This window comes from Kitasatospora sp. NPDC101801 (assembly GCF_044766665.1).
GTDB lineage: Bacteria > Actinomycetota > Actinomycetes > Streptomycetales > Streptomycetaceae > Kitasatospora.
Genome location: NZ_JBIWML010000097.1, coordinates 1 through 1,675, shown reverse-complemented (window position 1 = coordinate 1,675; position 1,675 = coordinate 1). Strand labels below are relative to the sequence as shown.

Below are 1,675 nucleotides of genomic sequence, written 5' to 3'. Positions count from 1 at the left end.
TGAGTGGCTGTTGTCGTTCCGTTCTTGAGGGGTGCTGGTCGAACGGGGGTCTCGATCGGGTGAGCGCTGCGGTCGTCGCGCATGAAAGCAGGGCCTCTTGGTAGCTCGAAGGGTGTCTACGCCAAAGAGCGGTCCAGGAGGCCCTGTTGTCGCAGTCTTACGCCATCGTGCAGGCGGGGTCCACTTCGGTCACTCTCGCGTGTGACTGCCTCGCTCACCGGTTCGGGAACGCCGCCGACCACGGGGTCCGTGCGCGCCGCTACCCGACGGACATGTCCGATGCGGAGTGGGCGGTGGTGCGGCCGCTGCTGCCGGTGCCGGGTTGGTTGCGGGGCCGGGGCGGGCAGCCGGAGGCGTATTGCCACCGCGCGATACTGGACGCGATCCGCTACCTGGTCGACAGCGGAACGAAGTGGCGGGCCATGCCGGCCGACTTCCCGCCATGGGACCGGGTCTACACCTTCTTCCGCCGCTGGCGCGACCACGGTCTGGTCAAGGAGTTCCACGACCGGCTCCGCCGTAAGGTCCGCGAGCAGGCCGGGCGGGACCCGGAGCCGAGCGCGGGCGTGATCGACTCCCAGTCGGTCAAGGCGGACGCTGTCGTCGGCCATGACAGCCGCGGCTTCGACGGCGGCAAGCTGATCAACGGCCGCAAGCGGCACGTCGTGGTCGACACCCTCGGCCTGCTGCTGGGGGTGCTGGTCACCGCCGCCGACATCGGCGACCGCGCCGCCGCGCAGGTTCTGCTCGCCCGGGTCGCGGCCGCGCACCACATGCTGGCCCTGGTCTGGGCCGACGGCGGCTACACCGGCAGCCTCGTCGAGTACGGCCTCACCGTCCTCGCGCTGGTCCTGGCCATCGTCAAGCGCAGTGACGACATGCGCGGCTTCGTCGTGCTGCCCAAGCGGTGGATCGTGGAGCGGTTCTTCGCCCACCTGATGCGAAGCCGCCGCCTCGTGCGCGACTTCGAACGCTCCACCGGCAGCGCGGAGGCGATGGTCTACTGGTCGATGACGACACTCATGACGCGCCGCCTGGCCCGGCCACGGCCTTCGCGAGCGTGAACCGTCCAGGCGCAGACTCGACCAGCCACCCGCGCGCCGTCAGCCGCTTCGCCTTCGACCGCAACGCCTCGATCTTCGCGGGCACCGGGTCCAGGCCGAAGCAGCCGGCCATCTCCTGGCACGTCAGCGGGCCTTGACCGAGCCGGCCCCGGTCCGCGAGAGCCTCCACGATGCGCTGGTAGTCCGCCGACAGTGCCGACCAGGCCAGACCCGCACGCCACACCGGCACCACCGACTTCGGCTTCGCCGCCTGCGAAGATGCAGGCAGCGCGGGCGGTTCACCGCGATCCGACGGCTCCTCGGGGGCGTCCGGGCCGGCGACATCGCCCGGGGACAGGACCTCTCCGACGCGTGAACGGGCGATGACCCACTCGTTCCACTCCCGCTCGGCCGCGACCAGCTCGGCCTGGATACGGTCCGCCTCCTCCCGCAGCGCGTCCACACGACGGCGAGCGGTCAGCTCACGCTGTTCCAGCAGCCCCACGACAGACGGCATCCCCGACCTCCATCAGCGCGACGACACGACACGTCACCACTCCCCGAGACCGCCGACCCCATTCCTGAACAGCGGAAACACAGCCCTCAAGCCCGGAAAGACAACAGCCACTGAG

Annotated in this window: 2 protein-coding genes; one reads left to right on the top strand and one right to left on the bottom strand. The window is 70.3% G+C overall.

Translation table 11 applies throughout. The annotated features are described in order from the left end of the window. The first annotated feature begins 272 nt into the window (after positions 1-272). Positions 273-1,064 (top strand): IS5 family transposase, encoded by a 792-nt coding sequence (locus ACIRPK_RS36850; RefSeq protein ID WP_403047313.1) that lies wholly within the window; start codon positions 273-275, stop codon positions 1,062-1,064. Here ACIRPK_RS36850 and ACIRPK_RS36845 read toward each other — a convergent pair. Further along, positions 1,021-1,560, bottom strand: a complete 540-nt coding sequence (locus tag ACIRPK_RS36845; protein WP_403047310.1) for a hypothetical protein — start codon at positions 1,558-1,560, stop codon at positions 1,021-1,023. The two genes, ACIRPK_RS36850 and ACIRPK_RS36845, sit on opposite strands and share 44 nt — an antisense overlap. Positions 1,561-1,675: the final 115 nt, after the last annotated feature.